We start from the raw sequence: 23,699 nt of genomic DNA on the forward strand, positions 1-23,699 counted from the left end.
ATTCCCTAACATCAAACTTGCTAAACCTATTTTTTTAAATTAATCAAATAAAACACTAACAGAAAGTTCTTCATGCACCCGAATAATTGCTTCACTAATTAGCGGGGCCACCGATAAAGAGACTACTTTATCAATTTGTTTTTCTTCCGGTAACACAATAGAATTGGTAACAACTAACTCCTTAATTGGCGAGTGCTGAATACGATCCATCGCTGGTCCTGACAAGACCGGGTGGGTACAGCACGCATAAACTTCGTTCGCCCCACTCTCGATTAACGCACTAGCTGCTAAAGTAATTGTTCCTGCTGTATCAATCATATCATCAATAAGAATCGCTGTCTTCCCTTTTACATTCCCAACAATATTCATTACTTCTGAAACATTTGGTTTTGGTCTGCGTTTATCGATAATCGCAATGGGTGCTTTTAATCGATCGGCTAGTTGTCTTGCTCTTGTTACACCACCATGATCAGGAGAAACTACTACGATATCATTTAAACCTTTTGCACTCCAGTAATCAGATAATAAAGGTACACCAACTAATTGATCAACTGGTATATTAAAAAACCCTTGAATTTGTGGCGCATGTAAATCCAGTGAGATAACACGATGAGCACCAGCAACCTGCAACAAATCTGCTACCAATTTTGCAGTAATTGGTTCTCGTGCTCGTGCTTTACGATCCTGTCTAGCATATCCGTAGTATGGTATGACCACATTAATTGTTCTTGCTGATGCGCGTTTTAACGCATCGATCATGATCAGTAACTCCATCAAATGCTGGTTAACGGGAGCAGATGTTGACTGAACAACATAAATATCGCATCCACGAACACTTTCTTCAATATTAATTTGAATCTCTCCATCACTAAATGTTGTAACCGAACATTCTCCCAATGGAACTCCAATTTCTGCTGCGATTTGTGCTGCTAGATTCACATTTGAATTTAGCGTAAAAACTTTTAACGCCTCATCTTTATAACCCGTTGACATCTAGTCAAACCTCCAATTAATCTATTTTGAAAATTTATTTATCTTTTTTGCATAGAATGCTTTATTCTCTTGTTTCGCACGAGCAATCGATAACGCCTCTTCTGGCACATCTTTCGTAATGGTTGAACCTGCCGCAATAAGCGCACCTTTGCCGACTGTAAGAGGAGCAATTAAGTTTGTGTTACAACCAATGAAGACCTCATCTTCAATTTTAGTTAGAAATTTATTTTTCCCATCATAATTAACGGTAATCGTTCCACAGCCAACATTTACATTCTTACCAATTTCTGCATCTCCTATGTAGCTTAAATGAGATACTTTACTTTCTTCTTCTATTTTAGACTTTTTCACTTCAACAAAGTTTCCAACCTTCACCTGGTTACCGATATCAGAATCAGGTCTTATATGAGCATATGGACCAATCAAGACGTTTGAACCGATCATACTATCATGAGCTACACTTTGCTTAATAGTAGTATTTTCCCCAATCCGACAAGAATGAATCTCTGTATGCGGTCCGATAATCGTATCCGAACCAATTTCTGTATCACCTTTTATTATACATCCTGGTTCAATCACAACATCACTAGCCAACGTGACAGTTGGAGCAATATACGTATGGTCAGGGTCGACAATTGTTACTCCATTACGCATATGAGCATGGTTAATACGCCTCTTCAACAATTTTTCTGCCGTAGCTAGTGCTAATCGATCATTTACACCGATCGTTTCGTCTGGATCATCTGTTTGATAAGCGGCTATTTTCTCTCCTTTTTGCTTCAGAATTTCCATAACATCCGGTAAGTAGTATTCACCTTGTGCATTATCATTAGAAACATGATGGAGTGCATCAAAAAGGAATTGGTTATCAAAACAATACGTACCTGTATTGATTTCATCCACCATCAATTGCTCTTGCGTAGCATCTTTATGCTCGACAATTTTTGCAACATCTCCGGATGCGTCACGAATAACACGACCATAGCCGGTTGGGTCCACAATTGTTGTCGTTAGTACAGTGGCTTTTGCTCCTGATTGTTGATGATGATCAAATAATGATTGCAGTGTTGCTTGAGTTAGTAACGGTGTATCACCACAAACAACAATGGTGGTACCTTCTTTATTCCCAAGCAAAGGTTCTGCTTGTTTCACAGCATGACCTGTACCCAATTGTTCTTCTTGAATAACAAATTCGGAACGATTACCTAGTTGCTCTCGAACCTTCTCTGCACCAAAACCAACGACAGTAATTATTTTCTCTAACTGTAATTGCTGCAATTGATCAATCACATGTTGTACCATCGGACGTCCCATTACTGGGTGCAGCACTTTGTATAACTTGGACTTCATTCTCGTCCCTTGACCTGCTGCAAGTACAACAGCATATTTGTTTGTCATCCAGTTATCCCCCGTTCATTATGTAGCTATACTTTATGGAACTTTCTCCCAAAAACTCCGGAGATTTTATAGAAAATTCCTACTTAACTGTATTTCATCGATAATTTATACCCATCTAAGAATATATCTTAATTAACAGGTTATTTCAACACTGGTTAAGAATAAATATCCGTTTTCCCGAACTAACAGTCTGTTTCGAAAAGTTATCTATAAATCTATGATTTTATATTTAAACAAAACAAAAAGCCTAACCGTATGGATTAGACTCTTGCTGCTGTGGATCGTGCTTAAGATACACCTGCACCTTCATATTCTATTTCCATCTCGCCAACTTGATGATACTGTTCTAATACAGCATCTTGAATCTTTCCTCGCATACTTGAGTTAATTGGATGTGCAATATCACGAAATTCACCATCAGGAGTCCGTTTTGACGGCATTGCTACAAATAACCCACTGTTTCCATCAATCACTCGAATATCATGAATAACAAATTCCTGATCCAACGTAATAGAAGCAATTGCTCGCATTCTGCCTTCGGTATTCACGCGGCGTAATCTTACGTCTGTAACTTCCATTATGTTCACCACCTTTTCCCATTCTTATTAAAGATAAATTCAACAAAAAAAGTTTAAATCCTTCTTTTTTTCATATATTTTGAAAAAATCTTTTTCAAACTGGGAAAAACGTATAATTAATGGTAATTTACATTTATTTTATAAAAATATCAATTACTACGTACTTATTCACCAAGTTGTTTTATTTGAAATAATTTCCTTTCTTAACTTCAATACGCTTATTTCGAACATCGAAATTTGAGATTTGAACAAGCGACGTATATTGATCAACAACCCGATCCTCTTCTTCATCTTCCGCTTCTGCCAATACACCGATCGCTGCAACATTGACGTCGAATTCTCTTAATAAACTTTTCATCCCATCTATGGTCCCGCCTGCCTTCATGAAATCATCAATAATACAAACCGTGGTTCCTTGTTCTAAACTTCGCTTTGTTAATACCATCGATTGAATCTTTCTTGAAGAACCCGAAACATAATTAATACTAACAGTCGAACCTTCCGTTATCTTTGGATCACGCCGCACAATAACAACTGGGACATTGAGAAAAGAGGCTACAGCATAAGCAATCGGGATCCCTTTGGTAGCTACAGTCACAACAGCTTCAATACCTAACGATGCAAAATTGGACGCAAACAACCTTCCTATCGTCCGAACCGTGTTTGGTTCTCCTAGTATATCGCTCATAAATAAATAGCCACCAGGTAATATCCGTTCTGGATCTTCCAAGCGACGACACAATTGCTCAACAAAGGCTTCACTACTTTCCTCGTTGAATTGAGGAATATACCTTACTCCTCCTGCTGCACCGGAAATCGACTCTAAATAGCCAATACCTTCTTGTTGAAACATTTGATTCATAATCGTTAGATCTTCACTAATAGAAGATTTAGCTGCATTAAATCGCTCTGAAAAATATGGTAACGAAATTAGCTGCATAGGATTTTCCAATATATATTGAGTCATTCCGATAAGTCGATCGCTTCTTTTCATCTCAACACCCCAAAAACCGAATATTTTTCAATAAATATAACATTTTATCCGTGTTTAATCAAGTTTCTGAGGGGGTTCCTAGCATTCGAACCACATAAACTTCATGACAAAATCCGCGTAAACTATTATAGATTCGATCTGCTCTACTTTCTTGTTGGGTTAAAGAATAAACTGTTGGTCCACTCCCGCTCATCAAAACCGCATCCGCTCCTGAAGTGACCATCAACTCTTTTATTTGTTGCACCTCTGGATGCCCCTTAAGCGTTACTGTTTCTAAAACGTTCCCTATACTCCGGGTCATTTTTTCGTAATCATTTGTTTTAATCGCATCAATCATATCTCTCGTTTTCGGGTGTTCAATTTGATCAAGATTAAGTTGTTTATATACCGTTTGTGTAGAGACACCTAGAATCGGTTTAGCCAAAACCACCCAACAGGAGGGCGGTGCCGGTAATTCCGTTATCTTCTCTCCACGTCCTGCTGCTACAGCAGTTGAATTATAGACACAAAAAGATACGTCTGATCCAATTTTAGCACCGAGATCAGCCAATTCTTTTCTAGGTATATGCAAAGACCACAGACGATTCAAACCTCTTAACGTTGCAGCAGCATCACTGCTTCCACCAGCTAAACCCGCTGCGACCGGAATATGTTTATCTATTTTTATCTTTACGCCTTTTTTAATCTGATACGTATCTTTTAGTAGGTTGGCGGCTCGATAAGCGAGATTTCTTTCATCATTCGGAACAAATCTACTTTCTGATTCAATCCTAATCTCGTCCGTTTCGAGTTCAATTAATTCAATTCGATCAGCTAGATCTACAGTAGTCATTACCATTTCAACCTCGTGGTAATCATCTGGTCTTTTATACAAAACATCTAGCGTTAAATTTATTTTCGCAGGTGCTTTCTCAAAAACACGCATTCCTTCACCTTCTTTATCCTGTTTCGACCATTCAATCATAATACAAATATGATAACATATTTATTTGTTAGATGAGACGCAAATTATGACTCGCTTATAAGTGATCTTCATAAAGCTACGAATTAGAATTAAGCAGATCCAGGCGACGAAGTTTTGAAAAGCGGAGAGTAGGCTTATACATAACCATACTGTTTTAGCGTTAAGAAAGGAAAGCAACCGTTATGCACTATATTTTATTCATTCAAAAAAACAAACGACCCTCTCTATTTAATAAAAGAGCGGATCGTTTGTTTTTATTACTACTCGCACAATATACTTTTTCATTCTTTAAATACTTGCCATAAAGAATGGTATAAAAAAAAGCAGTAAATGCTTTACTGCTCCCCTACCGCTAGTCTGCTTCTTTCATCGATGAAGTCCAACTCTACTGTCTCTGTCAAAACATCTGCATAGCTGTAAGAAACACGCTCAAACGCGTTTTCTTCTTGATCTAAAGCAACAATAAATACTGCCGGATAAGTTTCAGCTAGCGTTCCGTAACGTTCTACCGTCTTTCTTCTACCGCCATTTGCTATTAGCTTTAGGCGCTTACCAATTTGACCATCTAGACCTTGTTTGATTTCGACTAATGTTTTCGTCAATATACTCCACCTCACTTTGTTCATTGTAACACAGCCTTGAATTAATGTCAATAAAATATTACATTATAACAATAGATGAATTTGTTTGTCAACAGATTATTTTGTTATTTGAAAAATATTTATTTCATCATTCAGACTGATAAGCTAATTCATTCTAGTTCACTTTTCTAACATGTCACAAAGTCCGAAAATTATGTGCAAAAAAAGAACAAAAACAACCTTATGTCCTAGCTGTTTTTGTTCTTGCCTTATTATAAGAGCCTATCAACAAGAAGAATCACTCGAAATCATCTTCTATATACGGCATACCCGTCCTTAAAAATCCGGTTGTTTCAATACCACCTAGTCCTTTTTCACCGGTTAATGTATTCCGTAATGCATCATGTACCGTAACTTTATCCATAAAAGAAGTATATGCAAGCTTTGCTGTAATATAAACCGGATCTAATGCATGGATGTTAATTCGCGTAGGAGAGCTAGCAAAATTTGCTCCTGCTCGAATTAACGATTGAAAATGGGATTGACAAGCTCCTGCAAAAATTACCAATTGATCAAGATTTGGTTCAATCTTTCGAGCTTCTCGAACCGCTTCCACAAAATATTTAGAATGGCGATAAGCTTTCAAGTCATTTTTATCCCCCTTCTTTTTTGAAAAGGCATCATGACCTGTTATTACAATAATATCCGGTTGAATCTTTTTTATTAATCGCCCAATTTCTGTTGGCATTTCTTGTTCATCAATATGCAAGCCGTGAACCTGGAGACCAATCCGTTTATACAAATCAATACACTTCTTCAAATAAGCGCGATCTCCGTCCAAATGTAGAACTCGAGCAGGAAGTTGAAAGTAGCTCTCTGCATCCTCATAACCATCACTTGATTCATATGTTCGTTTTTCTTTCATCAATTGATAGTCTTGTCGAAAAAGACGAAAAGAGTACTCCTCCTTTTCTTTACCACTTTTCTTTAGTTCTTCCTTATCACGCTCTTTAACGATCGTTAGATCTTCAATCGGAGCGTCTGCTTCTAATCGAAGGTCTTCTCCATGCAAAGTTGCCATCCCATTCGTAATGGAGCAAACTCTAAATAATATGTCATGCTGATAAGAAGACCTTGTTACTAAGTCACCAATCCCCAAAGACATTATACTCACCACACATTTCTAAACATTACTACAAACTATACAGTTAGGTTATGAAATGTTGAGAAACATGTGCTAATTTCATGATTTTTTCTTGCTGCTAAATCGATACTAATAAGATAAACCGAGCTAAAACAACGTCCGGTTCTTTTCCATAACAATAAGAAGCTATAGCATGACACTTTCCAATACTGAAAAATAAAATTTGAAATTTAACCACAGTATCAAATTGATTCTGTTGATCACTCCCTTAAGTATTGCGAACGTAGATTATTAAAACATATGGCTTTCTATTTTATCATCACTACTTATGGTAAAATAAAACAGCAAGCTTCTAAAAACTGCGATAAAGTGAAACTTCAATTAATGGGGCAGGAAAAAGTACGCTACTTAAGATTATCACGGGGCTGCTATTACCGAGTTCGGGCATTGTTATAAAACATTCTAACCCTCTACATATCGGTTACGTACCTGAACGATTTCCTAATCTATTACGCTTTACTCCTTTAGAGTACTTAACCTATATGGGTAGAATCCAAGGTGTACCCGTTATAGAACTAGAGAAAAGGATTCCCATTTTATTAGATCGATTGGCACTAAGGCACGCAAAGGATAAGAGAATAGATACCTTCTCAAAGGGAATGGTTCAAAAAATAGGAATCATACAATCCATCCTTAGAAAACCCGATTTGTTGGTACTCGATGAACCTCTTTCAGGTCTTGACATACAAACCCAAATCGAATTAGTCCAAATCATGACAGAATTTAAAGATGAAGGAATAACGATAATTCTCACATATCATGAATCCGATATGCTTTTAAAAATCGCAGAGCGTATCGTCATTCTCGGTGAAGGTAGCATTAAAAGAGATTATCATATAAAGGACATAGATAAACCTCGTATGGTTATCGTAACATCTGGTATTTCTGAACAGTTAATCCATACTTTCAAGGGGATATTACGTGTATCCCGAAAAGGAAAAATGCTACAAGCTCACGCTCTTCAAGAGAAAAGCGACCATATTCTATTAGAAATTCTTAAAAATGGTGGAAAAATTCATTCAGTTGGTCTACATGATCCTTTAAATCAACTGATATAGAAAACTATGTTAACAAATAAAAGAAGTGAATGAAATAATTAAAGAAACAGCCATTCTAAACCTTCATCGGGCAAGTCATAATCGTGACCAAAACCAATCTCAGGTGACGACCATTTTTATCACACTTTAACGGATAGGAAGAAAACTAGGAGGATTATTTCAGTGAGAAATCTTGTTAAGTATATATTACATGAATACATTCGTTCTAATCGATACTTCCCTCTCCTTGTAACATTTATCATGATGATTTTTATTTCTTATTCTTATAAACCAAATCCAATAATTGATAGCTATTCCTTTACTGCATTATCGTTGTTTTTCATCTCAGCATTATTGTGTGTGAGTGTCTTTTCAACCGAATCATCTGTTCAAAAGAACGTTACCCTTATCCATACTGGCAGTGCGCCTAAATATTACCTTTCTAAACTCTTGAGCATTTGGTTAATTTGTTTTATTCTCGCATTATTTACATTCTTTTACCCGATCATTTTTGGCATGTTTGGTGAATCCATCACATTGCTAGTCGGCGTTTTTGCATTAATAAATCACCTATTATTAGCTACTCTTGGAATTTGTGTAGGTAGCTTTTTCACTAGAGAGTTCATGAAAAACTCTATCAATGCAATTGGTGAATTATGGTTTGTATTATTGCTATCGATTCCGTATGATTCACTTGTTGAGAGGTTGCCAGTTCTAGTTAGACCTATTGTGTGGATATTACCTCCTTCAATCCACACGATAACGATTCTGGAAAGTTGGAATGGAACAACCGTCGATTTCCATTTCCTATTTCCTTTTATTTGGATTATCATGTATTGTTCCCTATTACTTTTTCTGTTCTTTACGCTATTAAAGAAAATAGAAAGATAAGTTTATTGTTGGAAGGGTCTGGTGATGACAAGCTATAGCGTAACACCATTAGACCCTACTGTGATACTAGAAAATCGGTTGTATCTATTTAAAGATTAAACACCTATAAATACCGTAATAAAGCCAGAATTTATATGGTCCTGCATGAAAGCCTCTATTCATTCTCATTTTTTGCAAATACTCGTGCTAATGATGCAAATTCATCAATGGTCAACGTCTCGGCTCTTCTTGTCCCATCGATATCTACTGCTTGAAGCTTATTTTCAATGGTTTCTTTATCAAATGTGCCAGCAAAATGACGGCTTAGATTATTACGCAACGTTTTTCTTCGTTGTGCAAATCCAGCTTGAACTAGATCAAAGAAAAAAGCTTCATCATCTACTTGAACAAGCGGTTGATCACGTAGTTGTAAGTGAAGGACTGCAGAGTCTACATTAGGTTGAGGATTAAAGACTGTCTTAGGTACGTGAAGTGCCACAGCTGCCTCTGTATAGTATTGAACAGCAATGGATAAGGATCCATAACTCTTGGTACCAGGGCTCGCCGCCATTCGGTCTGCTACTTCCTTTTGGATCATCACCGTAATACTGTCAATTGGCAAACGTTCCATTAATAATCGCATTAATATTGGTGTCGTCACATAGTAAGGCAAATTAGCTACAATCTTTATTGGCAATTCAGCCTTAAAATATTCCCCCATAATCGCCTTAATATCAGCTTTTAAGATATCTTGAAAAACTATATCAACATTATTATATGCCTGCAACGTATCCATTAGAATGGGTTTTAAGCGTTGGTCAATCTCAAAAGCAACAACTTGGTTTGCATGGATGGCAAGTTGTTCTGTTAACGCGCCAATTCCTGGGCCAATTTCGATCACATCAGAATCTTTTGTAACACCCGCTTGCTTTAGAATATTTGTTAAAACATTTACATCAATAATAAAGTTTTGACCTAAACTCTTTTTAAAGGAAAATCCATATTTCTTTAGAATTTGATTTGTTTTCGTCGGTGTGGCGATTGCTTTCTCTTTACTCATCTTTTTCCTCCTGTAAAATCCGTGTCATTGCTTGTTCTAATTGTTCTTTCGAAATTCGAAACATTTTTAATCGCTTTAAAAGTTGCTTTCCATTGGTGTATCCAATACGAAAGTGTTCTGTAACCTTCTCACGTCTTTCCTTCGCTTTAGGACCCCCAATTAGGCCGTACGCAAGTAATAATTCACGATTGATATCATGATCAGTTTTCTCATCTTCTAATTGATACACTTCTGCCAATGCTTGCCTTATCGTGTCAACGGAGGCATGTTCGATACCTAGTCCTTTATCATGCTTTCCTTTGGCCTCTGCTTTCGTTAAAAATGCATGCTTACAACCAGGAACAGCTTGAGAGACAAGGTGTCTTATTCGCTGACCTGGATAATCCGGATCCGTAAAGATAATCACTCCCCTTTTCTCTTGGGCATGACGTACTTGTTCAATAATATTTTTGTCTACAGCTGAACCATTGGTCTCGATAGTATCTGCATCGATTGCTTGTTTTACTTTCGCTGTATCATCTTTTCCTTCAACTACAATAATTTCTTTAATTCGCAAATTCATATATCTCCCATCACCGTTCGTATTGTTTTATTATAGTAGCTTTGACTTATAGAGCGCAAGCAACTTTCTCCTGTTTGGTGTTGTTCACCGCTCTTACCTTTGTAACATCGTTTATACAGTGAATGTCAAGCGAGGTTTGTTTGTGTTTTCACGACTGATTATTAGCCTTAAAAGAATCTCTTGAAGTATTCCGGTTCGGACGGTAAGTTACTCTCACGTAAAACTCTACTTTCATTTTCTTGTTCTGTATTGGGGCAGATTACGAACGTTTGCTCAAGGATAAAATCCTAGTATGACGAAAAAAACCTTTGCCGAAGTAATCAGCAAAGGTTTTATTTATTAATCCAATATTTCAATTTTCACTTGTTGACGACCAAACTGCCTTGCTTCTTCAACAGTACGCATGTGTAAATCAATTTTTTTTCCTCTAATTGCTCCACCAGTATCTCTTGCTACTGCATAGCCATATCCCTCTACATAGACTCTTGTTCCTAATGGGATAACATCTGGATCGACTGCAATAACTCCATCTGGATTCGCCTTTACGTTATAACCAGTAGCTGTTCTTCCTGTTCCACTACATGAACCACAATCCCAGTTGTATGCGGTAGCTTCTACGTACATGGTTTTTTTCGTGGAACTATCACCACGAGAAACGGTAGTTGCAGCTGTGTTCTGAATCACTTTCGTACCGACAGCGATCACTCGTTGTTCACTTTCTTCTTTCACTTCTTCACTAACAAGTTCACGGTCTACTTCTTCACCATTTTCTAGTGTAACTTGATATTTCTTTTCTAATTTCCCATTTGATCCAGAAGCAATTACTTCTTCCGTTCCTTTTTCAAGCGAACTATCATTTCTTCTGACCGTAGAAAAATCAATCGTTTCTTCTATTACATCCGTTACTTGCTCAACACGAGTAATCGTTACTGTTAAATCATCCGTTAATTCTTCATCTTTAGCTGGCTCTAATCGATCTAAGTCATTTAATTCGATCGATTGCTCTTCTAATAAGTTTGCAATGGTTTTCTCTGTAGTCCATACTTCTTCTTTTTCGCCTGCATCATCTACTATTACTTTCACTGCTTGATTAAGTTCAATAGCTAAATCATCTTCAATTGGTGTAGAAAGCTCTACAGACAACTCATCATGTTCACTTACTTCGACCTCTACCTCATCAAGAAATTCAGCAACGCTTTCCTGTGTTGTGTAGTACACTTCTTCTTCTTGATCAACAATTAACGTCAACCTTTGAGCTTGCACATACTCCACATGCATTTCTGCAACAATAGGCTCTTCTAAATCATGCGACAGTTCATCATGATCGCCCACTACTATATCTAATTCTTCCAATAAATCTTCTACTGTATTTGCGTGTGTAATTACGGTTTCTGTTTCGCCATCATTGGTCACATATACTTCCTCTTTGGTTACTTCATAAGCAACAAAGCCTACCAATACGAATAGCGCGAGTACACTAACAACAGACAATACGATTTTTCTTTTGACTGTTGGCAACAGCTTTGAAACGAAATTCATGCTCATTTGCCTCCTTTGTCTTGCGGGAGTTATTATATAAACAATAAAAAGTATTGTCAAACGAGCATTTTCGGTTATGTTACAGGCAAAACCCTTATTTTATATAGGGTTATCGAACCATAAATCTATCTTATTTCACATACATTAAAAATAGATTACAAGACAAGACCTTCGTAACAATACTGTAACAAAGAGGGAGTTCTAAGAAAATTCCAGGGGAGTCAATCAGCCCTTTGCAAGCAGTAAAGACCGTAAGAATGGCAACGAATATATGTGTTATTATCTTTTTCTAAAAGGATGAGAACCGGTTACCTTTTCAGTGATCCAAACGAAACAAACGTTTCCCGTTCTCTGTTGTTGCTTGTTCAATTTCTTCTACGGGTACTCCCCGTAATTCAGCAATCTTTTCCGCCACTAAAGACACATAAGCTGGCTCATTGCGCTTTCCTCGATTCGGATGCGGAGCTAGGAAGGGACAATCCGTTTCAATCAATAAACGATCCAATGGAACGACCTTTGCTACCTCTTTTGGAAGTTTCGCGTTCTTAAATGTTACAGGTCCTCCCAAGGAGATATAAAAATTCAAATCTAAACATGTCTGTACATAATCGACAGAATCATTGTAACAATGCATAATTCCACCGACTGCTTCTGCATGCTCTTCTTTTAAGATCGTAAGAATATCCTCAGTAGCTTCTCGGTTGTGTATGATTATCGGTATTTCTACTTTTTTGGCTAATCGGATTTGCTGACGAAATACTTCTGCTTGTATTTCTTTCGGTGATTTATCCCAATGATAGTCTAACCCCATTTCACCTAATGCCACCACTTTTGGGTGCTTTACTAGCTCTTCTAGCCAATCAAGTTCTTTTTCGGTGAAGTCTATTGCATCAACAGGATGCCATCCTACTGCTGCATAGAGAAAAGAGTATTCTTCTGCTAGTGCAATTGCTTTTGGAATGGTCTCATGATCGAATCCAACCACGACCATCTTTTCAACACCGGCTTCTTTTGCTCTCTCGATTACTTCTTCTCGATCTTGATCAAAGTGTTCCACATTTAAGTGCACGTGCGTATCAAATAACACGATATTCCTCCTCAAAAAACCAAACGCCTATCATCAATGTGCTGATAAGCGTTTGGAAGATTATTATTTTACAACTGAACCGTTTGGTAACTGGTTATCGTATACCGTAGCAAGAGAAAGATTTCCAGATTCATCTTCTCCCGTAAGGATCATTCCTTGTGACAATTCCCCTCGTAACTTAACTGGCTTTAGATTCGTTACACAAACAACTTTTTTGCCAATTAAATCTTCCGGGGTATAATATGCAGCAATCCCAGAGATAATTTGCCGTCTTTCTGTTCCTAAATCTACTTGAATCTTTAGCAATTTATCCGCTTTTTTCACTTTTTCCGCCTGAACAACCTCGGCAACTCGTAAATCTAATTTCATAAAATCATCAAAAGTAATTTCGTCTTTTTCACGTTCTTCTTTTGCTGGTTTCTTTTCAGGTTCTGGCTTCTTCATCATTTCTTTTATAAGACTTATTTCTTCTTCTGCCTCCAAACGAGGGAATATAGGAGCTTCTTTTGTCACCTTCGTTCCTGCAACAATCACATCAGTGTTTTTTGCACTTTCCCAAGTCTTATCTTCATCACCTGTTACACCTAACTGGTGAAAAATACTTGGTGGTGTTTTCGTTAAAAATGGCTGAAGTAAAATGGCAATCCGTCGTAACGCATCTGCTAAGTGTGCCATCACATTACCTAATCGTTCTTTGTTTGCTTCATCTTTCGCTAATACCCATGGTTGTGTTTCATCAATATATTTATTCGTTCGACTAATATATTGCCAGATTGAAGAAAGTGCAACACTAAACTCCATCTTATCCATCGATTGTTCGACTTTTTCGATTGTAACCTGAGCTAATGTTTCTAACTGTTCGTCAAACGGATCCTCTCCAGCGCGGAAAGCGGGAATATTTCCGTCAAAGTACTTATCAATCATTGCAATCGTACGATTAAGTAGATTTCCTAAGTCATTGGCTAAATCATAATTCACACGTTCTACAAAACCCTCTGGAGTGAATACACCATCTGAACCAAAAGGAACTTCTCGTAATAAATAGTAACGTAGCGCATCTAAGCCATAGCGATCGGTTAAAGAAATAGGATCAACTACATTTCCTTTTGATTTTGACATTTTACCATCTTTCATTAAGATCCAACCATGCGCGAACACTTGTTTAGGCAAAGGCAAATCAAGTGCCATTAGCATGATGGGCCAATAGATCGTATGAAAACGAACAATCTCTTTACTCATCAAATGAACATCAGCAGGCCAATATTTTTGATAACGATCATCCTGCTCACTACCATACCCAAGTGCTGTGATATAATTGGACAACGCGTCAATCCACACATAAATGACGTGCTTTGCATCCCCAGGTACTTTTACCCCCCAATCAAATGTCGTTCGAGAAACAGCTAAATCTTCTAGTCCCGGCTTGATAAAGTTGTTGATCATTTCATTCTTTCGACTTTCTGGTTGAATGAAATGAGGATTTTCATCATAATATGCTAGTAAACGATCCACGTATTTACTCATCTTAAAAAAATACGATTCTTCTTTCACTTTTTCTACCGGTCCTCCACAATCTGGACAATTACCGCTTTCTAGCTGTCGTTCCGTAAAGAAGGATTCACAAGAAGTACAATACCAACCTTCATATTCGTCTAAATAAATATCACCTTGATCTAATAATTGAGCAAAAATCTTCTCAACCACTTGTTTATGTCGTGTTTCAGTAGTTCGAATAAAATCGACATAAGATATATCTAATTTGTCCCACAGCTTTTTAATTCCACTAACAATATCATCTACATATGCTTGTGGACTAACACCCTTTTCATCCGCTTTCTTCTGTATCTTTTGGCCGTGCTCGTCCGTTCCGGTTAAATACATCACATCATAACCTCGCAAACGCTTATACCTAGCCATCGCATCACCTGCTACCGTTGTATACGCATGACCAATATGTAAGTTCCCGCTCGGATAATAAATTGGTGTTGTAATATAAAACGTTTTTTTCGCTTGTTCCATCCGTGTAACCTCCTGATTTCCTTCTTTTTTTATTATATCCATAAACACGACACAGTAAAAAGTTTTCGTGCGTGATATTCGGTATTTCTTATTATTGTAGCGTTTTTCGTTTTATTTTTCCATCTATAATATGGATTACTTCTCATATTATTGATTTTCACTACCCTTAGTCCTTTCTAAGAAAATATTGATTCCTATTGGGGTAAATTGTATCCATAAATCATGGCTTTTTCGTTCTTTTCCCAACTTAAAGAAAAATAAAGATGAGTTTCTATAAGTTCTAAGGTTTATTTCAAATTTTTTTCCTAGAAATAATATTTTTTTCTATTTTTTAATTGACACTTATAGAAATTACTGGTATATTAATTTTAGGTGATGTCGAAATATGCCGAAATTAAGCAAAAAAAAGCAAAAGGGGAGAACGTTATGAAATCTACAGGTATTGTTCGTAAAGTTGATGAGTTAGGACGCGTAGTTATTCCAATTGAGCTTCGTCGTACATTAGGAATTGCAGAAAAGGATGCTTTGGAAATTTATGTAGATGATGAGCGAATCATCTTACAAAAATACAAGCCAAGCATGACTTGTCAAGTTACAGGAGAAATCTCTGATGATAATTTATCACTTGCAGATGGTAAATTAGTGTTAAGCCCTGAAGGTGCAAAAGCTCTAGTAGAAGAAATCAATAATAACTTAAACAAATAATATTGTTTGATTAATGACCAAAATAAATCAGATCATCTTCTGTAATCGATAGAAAATGATCTGATTTATTTTATTTTATACCGAGATGTCACGTTACTCTTGCTCCAGATGATAGTTTTGATATACTTCCCGTTTTGGTATTTTTCGTTCCAATGCTACCTTTTTTATGGCCTCTTTACTTGTTATGTTTTCTTTCTCTATGTAACGATCTACGTGTTCAATAATCGATAAAGTTTCCCACCAGTTTGTTTCTTCCGTAAAACCCATCAATCCCCCTTCAATGATGATACAAAATTCTCCTTTTATCGTTCCGTCTTTTGACCACTCCATTACTTCATCAACCGTTCCTCGAATATATTCTTCAAAACGCTTGGTTAACTCACGTGCTACAGCAATCTTACGGTTTCCTAATTCATTTTTGATATCATTTAGCGTTTCTATTAAACGGTATGGTGATTCATACAAAATAAATGTAGTTGTTATTTTTTGCAGTAATTCAAAAGCTTGAGCACGATCTTTTTTCTTTCTTGGCAAAAAGCCATAGAAGTAGAAATTCTCTGTCGGTAACCCTGATCCTACTAACGCGCATAAACCTGCGTTTGCTCCTGGCAAGGTGACCACAGGAAGTCCCTGCCCGATTACTTCTTGAACAAGCTCCGTTCCTGGATCAGATATTGCAGGCATTCCTGCGTCACTCACTAACGCAATATCCCTTCCCTGTTTTAATTCATCAACGAGAAAATTTGCCCGCTTCTCTTGACTATGTTCATGATAACTAATTAGTGTTTGATGTATCTCAAAATGGTTTAATAATTTCTTTGTATTGCGAGTATCTTCAGCAGCAATCAGATCAACTGTTTTCAACGTGTTTATCGCTCGAATTGTTATATCTTCTAAGTTTCCTATCGGTGTTGGTACAATGAATAATGTGCCAATCCCTTCATCAATATCAAAGCTTTTCTGTGTCTTCATCTATAACGAGTCCCTTCTGGTATTTTTCAATCAATAATTGCTTCTCTTGTTTCGTCATCTGTTTAATTTGATACTCTTTTTGCATTGCTTCCCGTTTTGTTTCAAAACTAAGCCAAAATTTTAGTTGAAATGGGCCACGCCCTCTTGTGTACTTTGCGCCTTTACCATTCTCATGCATCTTCAATCGCCGCATTAAATTATTGGTGTAGCCGGTATATAATGAACCATCTCTACATTCAAGGATATATGTTATATGTTTCTTATTCCGTTCGATAAACAATGTTATGAATCTCCTCCGTATAGTTTCCTTCTTCATCAAAGGTGTAAAGTGGGGATAAGATCTTCACATCCGGCTTACCATCCCTTATTGCTTCAATCAACAGGATGTTTGCGTCCTTCCCTTGTTTCGGATAAACAAAGCGAATCCGCTTAGGTTCCAACTTGTATTGCTTCATTAAGGTTAAAATTTCCACGATCCGACCTGGTCGATGGACCATCGCTACTTTTCCACCCGATTTCGCTAACTGGCTAGATGTTTTGATAACATCTTCTAACGTACAGTATACTTCGTGTCTTGCAATCGTTAAATAGTCATTTTTGTTTTGGTGTTCTTCGTTTATTGTTTTAAAATATGGTGGATTAACCGTGACAAGATCAAACTTATTGTTCCCGAACCGTGTGGGCATTTCTTTAATATCTCCAAGAATCAAGCTTATCTGATCTTCCTTTTGATTGAGCTGAACGCTTCGTTTCGCCATATCATATAATCTAGTCTGGATCTCAACACCGGTAATTGCAGCTTTTGACCACTTGCTTATTAATAAAGGAATGACACCATTCCCAGAGCAAAGATCAATGATCTTCCCACGTTTCAACGGAATCGAAGCAAAATTTGCTAATAATACCGCATCCAAAGAAAAAGAAAATACACTAGGACTTTGAATGATTTGCATTGATTGATCGGTAAACAAAAAATCCAATCGCTCATCTCCATTAAGTTCTATCATAAAGCGTGCTCCTTTCCTAATCATTTTATTAAAACATGCATATAGCCAATTAAATATCTAGTCTTTCTGATCTGTTATTTTCTAATGGGTTTTAATGGACCTTTGACACAAACTGCGTGGTAAATAATTTTTCTTCTCACTTTAATGATCTTTACACGAGGGTGGGTATCAAAAAATACTGTAACTTCTTTAAGGCGGGTATTTCCCCTAGGTTCAGGGGAGGAGATAACGCTAACCTCTTCAAGATTGCTGATCTTGCTTAGGCTGAGGACAGAAAATGGCACCAACCTCGTCGAAACGACCACATATACCTAGGTTGATCCCAAAAAAGGGCTGCAACCTTGCTTAAATGCCTACTTAAACCTAGATTCACACCCCACAGTTTATCGATACTGTGTTATAGACAATTCATTATCGCACGTTAACGGTTTTGATAGAAAAAAAGGACTGAATTTTTAAGATAATTATCTTAAAAGATCAGTCCAGTTACACTTTTTCAGTTTCAGAGCACTTATTTCGTTTTGTTTAAAAACAATAAACAAAATAAACAATCTTCGTCTTGTCTTGGACTACCAAAGTGTACATTACAGATATGGAAGCCTTCCTCATACAATCGTGCTAGATTATCATAACCTTCTCCAATTGGCTCATCTTTTTCAATGGAATGTGCTGTACTTTCATCCGTAGCATTTGTCTCTTTATCCAAACGATTGCGTAAATGATGATTTTCATGTGATAAGCGATGATTTTCTTCTAATAATTCACTTAAGTGTGTTTTTAGATCACCCAATTGTTGATAAAGTTGTCCAATTTGCTCTTCCATACCAGATACTTGTTCAAATACTTCTTTCTTATTCATGCTACTTCCACCCCATTATTCTGTGGCTTGCGTATGCACAACTCCCTGATCGATCAGCTCATCTAAAGTGTACTCAATTACGCGCTCTTTCTCGGGAATTTCAATTTGAACCATACGCTCTAGAATATTTAATCCAACTACCTTGCCTCTGCCAAAAGGTGTATTTATCGATTTACCTAAATCAGGAAGCTCTCTTTTCGCTGTTTCATAGTCATCATTCTCATATTTAAGGCAGCACATTAATCGACCACATAAACCGGATATTTTCGCTGGGTTTAGTGATAAATTCTGATCTTTTGCCATTTTAATCGAAACAGGTTCAAAATCACCAAGAAATGTTGAGCAACAAAGCATCCTACCACAAGGTCCAATTCCACCTAATAACTTTGCCTCATCACGCACACCAATTTGTCGTAATTCAATTCTTGTTTTAAAAACAGCCGCTAAATCTTTCACTAAGTTACGAAAATCAACTCGTCCATCTGCAGTAAAATAAAAAATTACTTTATTGCGATCAAACGTATATTCAACATCTACTAGATTCATCTCTAGTTCATGTTCAATAATCTTTTCTCCACATACTCGATAAGCTTCTGTTGCACTTTCTTGATTTTCTGCAACAACTATTTTATCTTTATCTGAAGCAATTCGCATCACCTTTTTTAATGGTAAGACTACATCTTGTTCATCTACCTTTTTATTTGTGATGACTACTTTACCAAATTCCACCCCTCGAACCGTTTCCACAATTACATATTGACCCTTCTCGATTTTTTTTCCATCCGGATCAAAATAATATATTTTACCCGCTTTTTTAAAGCGGACGCCAATTACTTCTATCATCCTTTGTCACCTCTGCATCTGCAGTGTTAATTTCTCCATTACTAAAGTAGGATGCACATTTTGCTCCAAATGCCTCCTAGCTTCCATAATAGCATAAAGAATCGCTGTTGTATCTTGCTTTGACCAATACATTGCACTTTTTTCGATATTTTCTCGATAAGAGAGAAAAACAAGCTGGTCATTCTCATCGATATGTAGATACATCACATCTTTATACCAATATAAAAGCATATCAAGACCTATTTTCAGTTGCTCTCGATCAGAGAAATGTAGGAGCCATTGTTTTTGAATAAACAATAATGCTTCTTCTATGTTAGTTTGGAGCATTTCAATTAATTGTACCATTAATTTTCGGGCTTGCGCAAACCAGTCATCTTGGTCTAACGCTAGCGCTGCCTGCAGATCATTTGTTAATACAGTAAATAGTCTCGCATTTTCTTTTGACAATCCTTTTTCTATCAAAGCTAGTTCTAATTGATTTGTATTTAACGGCCGTAATGCAATCAATTGACAGCGTGAACGAATGGTATCTAAGATCGCATGAGCATTCTCTGTCGTTAAAATCGCTGCTGTCTTTTTACTCGGTTCTTCCAAAAATTTCAGCAATCGATTGGCTGCATTTGTTGTCATCTTATCTGCTTCTGTGATTATATATACTTTTTGATTGGACTCCAAACCCGTATACGTAAACTCTTTTTGAAGATGTGCAATTTGCTCCTTCTTAATCGAAGCGCCTTCCGGTGCAATGTGATGAACATCAGGGTGATTTCCTGAATCGATTCGCACACAATCTTTACAAGAATGACAAGGTTCACTACCTATTTGATTTTTACAAAAAAAACTCTTGGCAAGCAGTATGGAAACTGCTTTCTTTCCCGTTCCTTTTTGTCCTTGAATTAAATAGGCATGTGACAAGCGATTACGCTCAATCATATTTGTTAATATCCTTGTTGCGATTGGTTGATTACTCGCTATCTCATTCCAAGTTTTCATTTGATAACTTCCTTCTATATAATAGTAAGTAGCGACCTATCTATTCGCTCCTTTTCTTTATTACGAAAAAAAGAGCGAAATCCAATGATGATTTCTACTCTTATGCTTTCTTTTATTTTATCATGTTTTCTAGCCATTACACTAGATTAGGAATATAAATTAATGAGTAAACCTTTGATTTCCCCAATAAGATCAAGGATATCGATCGATCTTTTTTCTTGCTCCAAGACGACTTCGGTGATCGTCAACAGCTTTTCATCAATTTTTTTAACTAACGTCAATTTTCGTGAATCACCATGAAAATTAAAACTGTGGGAGTGTGACAAATCCATGCCATAATCAACTGCTTCTTTGACAAAATCTTTTACAAGTCGTTTATATTTAGCTAACTCTTTGAACGTGCGATATCGCGTCAATCGTTCTCCTTGAAGTGATATTCCCTTCATTAATTGCTCTAGTTCATAACCTTGTAACTTTTGTGTTTGTGTAGCCACCATCGCATCAAAGGTAGTTCCTTTGATTTTCTGGGGAGGCTGATTCGTTTTTATTGCATCTAGTTGTGATCTTATTTCTTGGTTAATTTTCACGATCTTCAGTCCCCTTTAATCTACCATTAAAATTGGTAAAACGCATCAATCGGTAAGACAAATACAGTTGCACCACCAACTTCAACATTAATTGGGCGCGGGATATAAGAATCCGCATTTCCACCCATAGGTGATATCGGTGCTACCATTTGCTCACGCTGGCTTGAATTTTTTTTAATTATTTCTAACGCATCATCAACTGCATCATCATTACAACCAACCATCAAGGTTGTATTTCCTTCTTTTAGAAAACCACCTGTTGTGGATAGCTTTGTCGTTTTGAAATCTTTCTCTCCTAATGCGTCCGTTAACCGATTACTATCCTTATCTTCTACCACTGCTAAAATTAATTTCAATTGCTCCGCCTCCTTAACGTTTTAGGCCAAACTTGTATCTATATTAATTTTTTGTAGTACCGATAAATATGCACTTTCAATCACTTGCTCCAAAGGCTTCGTAGCATCAATGGATTGAATTCGATCTGGAAATCGATTGATTAGTATATTATATGCTTGATAGACCTGTTCATGGAACTCCAACGCTTCCAAATCCAACCGATTTTGTTCCCGATCTATATTACGAGCAATTCGGTCTAAACCTTCTTCTGGTGTGATATGAAAAAACAACGTCATATCTGGCATCATTTCATTAATAGCGAACGTATTGATTTCATAAACTTCATCAATCCCAAGACCTCTGGCATATCCTTGATAAGCTAAACTACTATCAATAAAACGGTCACAAAGTACAATCTTTCCTGCTGTTAGTGCAGGTTGGACAACTTCTACCAAATGCTGTCTACGAGCAGCTGCATACAATAACGCTTCTGTTCGAGGATCCATTTCCGTATGGTTCGGATCCAATATAATATCTCTTATTTTTTCAGCGATGACAATTCCACCCGGTTCTCTTGTAGTTACGACATCACTACCATTATCTGATAGCTTTTTCGCAACTTCTTGCAATACCGTCGTTTTTCCTGCTCCCTCGCCGCCTTCAAATGTTATAAAAAATCCTGCCACAATTATTCTCCTTCGAAAACACAAATCCCTTGTTCCAAATTGGTTTGTTGGAAATTTATTTTTTCCTTCATTAAATAGTGAATCGTTTCAACATGCGCCTGTGTTACTCTTTCTCCTCTAAGTAAATAGGGGATACCTGGCGGATATGGAACAACAGTCTCTGCAACAACTTTTCCAATCGCTGTGTTCCAATCACAAAAATTGACTTCCTTTTGATTCATTTCATCGTGATTATAAACAAGCTTGGAAATCTTTTTAGGAAATGCAATTGGTTTTCTTTCTATTGTAGCATGTTTAGACACAAATTTTAATTTTCTTGTGATTTTTTTTACTACGCTTTCTAATCTTTTTTCTTCAGAGAACTTTGCTAAACCAAGAATAAATAAAATATGCTTGTCCGTAGCGAGTTCAGGAAATACACCTTCGGCTTCAAATTGGTGGATAATTTCATCGGTAGAATAACCATCCCTTACTTGTAAGGTGATTTTAAATGGATCATCGACTCCTTTTTCGCATGGAAGTACATCCCATCCATTTCCTTGGCTAAAGATTGCACGTACCTGACTTATCTGCTGAATTATTGTAGTTATCTCCTCTTTCTTTACATTCGCTAAAAAATACCGTGCAACATCTAAGCTGGCGAGTAGAGGATACGACGGACTACTAGACTGTAACATGCTCAAATAATGTTTTACCCTTCTTTCATCTACCAACCTTGATTGATAGTGCAGATATGCAGTCATTGTCATTGCTGGAGCCATTTTATGGGCAGATTGTACAACGATATCAGCTCCTAATTTTACTGCGGATATTGGTATCGAATCGTGATCGATCGAGAAATGTACGCCATGTGCCTCATCCACTAATATCGGAATGTTCTTGTCGTGTGCTAGATCGATTAACTGTTTTAGATCATAGGTATGACCAAAATAATCAGGATACGTTACTACGATTGCCTTGGCATCTGGATATTGTTCGATTGCCTCTTTATATTGATCCATACTAGGATTTGTATAGCGATTCAGTTTTTGGTTATAGCTCGGTGAAACAAAAATTGGGATTGCCCCACTTAATTCTATGCCATTCAAAATAGATTTATGGCTATTTCTTTGTACGATCACATTTTCTCCTGGCACGCACGTTGCAAGTAGCATGGCTAGATTGCCTACCGTACTGCCACCAATGAGAAAGTAACTCTGCAGTGATCCGAACCATGTTTTTGCTAGTGATTCAGCTTTTTCAATAATACCAGCCGGTTCATGTAAATCATCTAGTCCGGTTAATTCTGTTAGATCAATAGGTAAGATCGATTGAAAAGATGATAGCATATCTTCAGGAAATACCGTTCCATTTTTATGCCCAGGCACATGAAAAGATAGATTATTTTGTTGTTTATAAGCATCTAGTGCGGAGAATAACGGTGTGCCTGTTTGGTTTTCTCTTTTCATCTAAACATCCTTTTTCGGTAGTAATTGTTTCACTCTATTATAGCAAATATAAAGATGAAAAAATCTCGTATTCTATCATCAATACGAGATTTTTTCATTATATTTGCAATGGTTTTGTGTTTATTTTCTTTAGTTTTTCCACAAAGTAAGCATAGTCTGGATCTTCTGGCACTGTCTGAATCATTTTCGCTTCACATGCTTCGCAAATAAATAGATGATATAAATGAATTCCTTTTTCTTGTTCAGATTCACAGATTTTACAATAATTTGTTGACATATCTCCACCTCCATCAGCTAGTATGTCCGAAACGGGTGGGTTTTATACGAATCTATCAAATAATTTTACAAGAAAGGTATTCTTTTTAGAAATCCCATTT

At 36.8% G+C, this 23,699-nt stretch carries 26 protein-coding genes; 3 read left to right on the plus strand and 23 right to left on the minus strand.

Features of this window, described 5'->3' with window-relative positions; all coding sequences use genetic code 11:
- Positions 1-39: 39 nt before the first annotated feature.
- From OWO01_RS10280 to yabG, 7 genes are all read right to left on the minus strand, one after another.
- Positions 40-993 (minus strand): ribose-phosphate diphosphokinase, encoded by a 954-nt coding sequence (locus tag OWO01_RS10280; protein WP_268780369.1) that lies wholly within the window; start codon positions 991-993, stop codon positions 40-42.
- A 21-nt stretch (positions 994-1,014) separates the two neighbouring features.
- Positions 1,015-2,391, minus strand: coding sequence for a bifunctional UDP-N-acetylglucosamine diphosphorylase/glucosamine-1-phosphate N-acetyltransferase GlmU (glmU, locus tag OWO01_RS10285; RefSeq protein WP_268780370.1), 1,377 nt, complete (start codon positions 2,389-2,391; stop codon positions 1,015-1,017).
- A gap of 287 nt (positions 2,392-2,678) precedes the next feature.
- The gene (gene spoVG / locus OWO01_RS10290; protein WP_268780371.1) at positions 2,679-2,969 is read right to left on the minus strand and encodes a septation regulator SpoVG; all 291 of its coding nucleotides are present in this window, start codon (positions 2,967-2,969) and stop codon (positions 2,679-2,681) included.
- 181 nt (positions 2,970-3,150) lie between these two features.
- Positions 3,151-3,963, minus strand: coding sequence for a pur operon repressor (purR, locus tag OWO01_RS10295; protein ID WP_268780372.1), 813 nt, complete (start codon positions 3,961-3,963; stop codon positions 3,151-3,153).
- 58 nt (positions 3,964-4,021) lie between these two features.
- Positions 4,022-4,888 (minus strand): 4-(cytidine 5'-diphospho)-2-C-methyl-D-erythritol kinase, encoded by an 867-nt coding sequence (gene ispE, locus OWO01_RS10300; RefSeq protein WP_268780373.1) that lies wholly within the window; start codon positions 4,886-4,888, stop codon positions 4,022-4,024.
- Positions 4,889-5,262: 374 nt separating this feature from the next.
- The gene (gene veg / locus OWO01_RS10305; RefSeq protein ID WP_268780374.1) at positions 5,263-5,529 is read right to left on the minus strand and encodes a biofilm formation stimulator Veg; all 267 of its coding nucleotides are present in this window, start codon (positions 5,527-5,529) and stop codon (positions 5,263-5,265) included.
- Positions 5,530-5,806: 277 nt separating this feature from the next.
- Entirely contained in the window at positions 5,807-6,673 is an 867-nt protein-coding gene (yabG, locus tag OWO01_RS10310) for a sporulation peptidase YabG (RefSeq protein ID WP_268780375.1), read from the minus strand.
- A gap of 359 nt (positions 6,674-7,032) precedes the next feature.
- Between yabG and OWO01_RS10315 the strand changes: the two genes are divergently transcribed.
- A complete protein-coding gene (locus tag OWO01_RS10315; protein WP_268780398.1) occupies positions 7,033-7,770 on the plus strand; it encodes an ATP-binding cassette domain-containing protein in 738 nt (245 codons plus the stop codon).
- 162 nt (positions 7,771-7,932) lie between these two features.
- A complete protein-coding gene (locus tag OWO01_RS10320) occupies positions 7,933-8,640 on the plus strand; it encodes a hypothetical protein (protein WP_268780376.1) in 708 nt (235 codons plus the stop codon).
- A 154-nt stretch (positions 8,641-8,794) separates the two neighbouring features.
- Here the strand turns inward: OWO01_RS10320 and rsmA are convergent, their stop codons facing one another.
- The 5 genes from rsmA to metG form a co-directional block, all read right to left on the minus strand.
- Positions 8,795-9,679, minus strand: a complete 885-nt coding sequence (gene rsmA / locus OWO01_RS10325; RefSeq protein ID WP_268780377.1) for a 16S rRNA (adenine(1518)-N(6)/adenine(1519)-N(6))-dimethyltransferase RsmA — start codon at positions 9,677-9,679, stop codon at positions 8,795-8,797.
- Positions 9,672-10,235: a ribonuclease M5 gene (rnmV, locus tag OWO01_RS10330; RefSeq protein ID WP_268780378.1), complete on the minus strand. Its 564-nt coding sequence runs from the start codon at positions 10,233-10,235 to the stop codon at positions 9,672-9,674. Before rnmV ends, rsmA begins: the two co-directional genes overlap by 8 nt.
- A 345-nt stretch (positions 10,236-10,580) precedes the next feature.
- Positions 10,581-11,780, minus strand: a complete 1,200-nt coding sequence (locus OWO01_RS10335; protein ID WP_268780379.1) for a ubiquitin-like domain-containing protein — start codon at positions 11,778-11,780, stop codon at positions 10,581-10,583.
- 316 nt (positions 11,781-12,096) lie between these two features.
- The gene (locus OWO01_RS10340) at positions 12,097-12,867 is read right to left on the minus strand and encodes a TatD family hydrolase (RefSeq protein WP_268780380.1); all 771 of its coding nucleotides are present in this window, start codon (positions 12,865-12,867) and stop codon (positions 12,097-12,099) included.
- A 63-nt stretch (positions 12,868-12,930) separates the two neighbouring features.
- Positions 12,931-14,886 (minus strand): methionine--tRNA ligase, encoded by a 1,956-nt coding sequence (gene metG, locus OWO01_RS10345; RefSeq protein WP_268780381.1) that lies wholly within the window; start codon positions 14,884-14,886, stop codon positions 12,931-12,933.
- A gap of 426 nt (positions 14,887-15,312) precedes the next feature.
- On the opposite strand from metG, the gene OWO01_RS10350 reads away from it, so the two are divergent.
- Positions 15,313-15,591, plus strand: a complete 279-nt coding sequence (locus tag OWO01_RS10350; protein WP_268780382.1) for an AbrB/MazE/SpoVT family DNA-binding domain-containing protein — start codon at positions 15,313-15,315, stop codon at positions 15,589-15,591.
- 93 nt (positions 15,592-15,684) lie between these two features.
- Here OWO01_RS10350 and rsmI read toward each other — a convergent pair whose 3' ends face one another.
- From rsmI to OWO01_RS10405, 11 genes are all read right to left on the minus strand, one after another.
- Positions 15,685-16,563: a 16S rRNA (cytidine(1402)-2'-O)-methyltransferase gene (gene rsmI / locus OWO01_RS10355; RefSeq protein WP_268780383.1), complete on the minus strand. Its 879-nt coding sequence runs from the start codon at positions 16,561-16,563 to the stop codon at positions 15,685-15,687.
- The gene (locus tag OWO01_RS10360) at positions 16,541-16,843 is read right to left on the minus strand and encodes a GIY-YIG nuclease family protein (protein WP_272506094.1); all 303 of its coding nucleotides are present in this window, start codon (positions 16,841-16,843) and stop codon (positions 16,541-16,543) included. The genes rsmI and OWO01_RS10360 overlap by 23 nt, the downstream gene beginning before the upstream one ends.
- Positions 16,824-17,570 (minus strand): tRNA1(Val) (adenine(37)-N6)-methyltransferase, encoded by a 747-nt coding sequence (locus OWO01_RS10365; protein WP_268780384.1) that lies wholly within the window; start codon positions 17,568-17,570, stop codon positions 16,824-16,826. The genes OWO01_RS10360 and OWO01_RS10365 overlap by 20 nt, the downstream gene beginning before the upstream one ends.
- Positions 17,571-18,081: 511 nt before the next feature.
- Positions 18,082-18,429 carry a DNA replication initiation control protein YabA gene (gene yabA / locus OWO01_RS10370; protein ID WP_268780385.1) on the minus strand — a complete coding sequence of 116 codons (348 nt, stop codon included), beginning with the start codon at positions 18,427-18,429 and terminating at the stop codon, positions 18,082-18,084.
- A 15-nt stretch (positions 18,430-18,444) separates the two neighbouring features.
- A complete protein-coding gene (locus OWO01_RS10375) occupies positions 18,445-19,272 on the minus strand; it encodes a PSP1 domain-containing protein (RefSeq protein ID WP_268780386.1) in 828 nt (275 codons plus the stop codon).
- A 6-nt stretch (positions 19,273-19,278) separates the two neighbouring features.
- A complete protein-coding gene (gene holB, locus OWO01_RS10380; RefSeq protein WP_268780387.1) occupies positions 19,279-20,265 on the minus strand; it encodes a DNA polymerase III subunit delta' in 987 nt (328 codons plus the stop codon).
- A gap of 146 nt (positions 20,266-20,411) precedes the next feature.
- Positions 20,412-20,852 carry a YaaR family protein gene (locus tag OWO01_RS10385; protein ID WP_268780388.1) on the minus strand — a complete coding sequence of 147 codons (441 nt, stop codon included), beginning with the start codon at positions 20,850-20,852 and terminating at the stop codon, positions 20,412-20,414.
- Between the two features lie 26 nt (positions 20,853-20,878).
- Positions 20,879-21,208 (minus strand): cyclic-di-AMP receptor, encoded by a 330-nt coding sequence (locus OWO01_RS10390; protein WP_268780389.1) that lies wholly within the window; start codon positions 21,206-21,208, stop codon positions 20,879-20,881.
- 21 nt (positions 21,209-21,229) lie between these two features.
- Entirely contained in the window at positions 21,230-21,874 is a 645-nt protein-coding gene (gene tmk / locus OWO01_RS10395) for a dTMP kinase (protein ID WP_268780390.1), read from the minus strand.
- A gap of 2 nt (positions 21,875-21,876) precedes the next feature.
- Complete coding sequence (locus OWO01_RS10400; RefSeq protein ID WP_268780391.1) at positions 21,877-23,322, minus strand: aminotransferase class I/II-fold pyridoxal phosphate-dependent enzyme; 1,446 nt, start codon at positions 23,320-23,322, stop codon at positions 21,877-21,879.
- 97 nt (positions 23,323-23,419) lie between these two features.
- Positions 23,420-23,599 carry a sigma factor G inhibitor Gin gene (locus tag OWO01_RS10405; RefSeq protein WP_268780392.1) on the minus strand — a complete coding sequence of 60 codons (180 nt, stop codon included), beginning with the start codon at positions 23,597-23,599 and terminating at the stop codon, positions 23,420-23,422.
- Positions 23,600-23,699 lie beyond the last annotated feature (100 nt).

Origin of the sequence: Natronobacillus azotifigens (assembly GCF_026805325.1) — a bacterium.
Taxonomy (GTDB): Bacteria; Bacillota; Bacilli; order Bacillales; family Amphibacillaceae; genus Natronobacillus; species Natronobacillus azotifigens.